Origin of the sequence: Mesorhizobium sp. M7A.F.Ca.CA.004.04.2.1, assembly GCF_004022825.1 — a bacterium.
In the GTDB taxonomy this organism is placed as follows: domain Bacteria; phylum Pseudomonadota; class Alphaproteobacteria; order Rhizobiales; family Rhizobiaceae; genus Mesorhizobium.
This window is the reverse complement of sequence record NZ_RZPH01001724.1, coordinates 1-536: the sequence shown is the minus strand read 5'-3', so window position 1 is coordinate 536 and position 536 is coordinate 1. Positions and strand designations below refer to the sequence as shown.

The following is a 536-nucleotide window of genomic DNA, read 5'->3' as shown; positions in this document are numbered from 1 at the left end:
TGTCGAACGGCAGCCGTCCTGACTGCCTGGTGAAGATGCCGAACGGCGCGCCGTCGCTGGCCATCGACGCCAAGTTTCCGCTCGAGGCCTGGAATGCCATCCGCGCCGCCGATGGCGCCGACCTGCAGAAGGCCGCCTCGCAGGCCTTCCGCCGCGACATCGAGATCCATGTCCGCGATATCTCGGAAAAATACCTGATCCAGGGCGAGACGCAGGACACCGCCTTCATGTTCGTGCCGTCGGAATCAGTGTTCGCCGAGATCCACGAGAATTTCGAGGCGATCGTCCACAAGGCGCACCGCGCCCGAATCGTCATCGTCTCGCCGTCATTGCTGATGCTGTCGATCCAGGTCATCCAGGCGATCCTCAAGGATGCCCGCATGCGCGAACAGGCGCACCTGATTCAGGGCGAAGTCATCCGGCTGATGGAGGATGTCGCGCGCGTCGACGAGCGGGTGCGCAAGCTGCAGGTGCATTTCGGTCAGTCGGCCAAGGACATCGACGACATCCTGGTTTCGACGTCGAAGGTCACCAAG

Annotated in this window: 1 protein-coding gene; it reads left to right on the top strand. The window is 62.7% G+C overall.

The genetic code is table 11. The annotated features are described in order from the left end of the window. Positions 1 to 536 (top strand): DNA recombination protein RmuC (gene rmuC / locus EN893_RS37220; protein ID WP_128362321.1); only part of this gene is annotated, 536 nt, incomplete at both ends.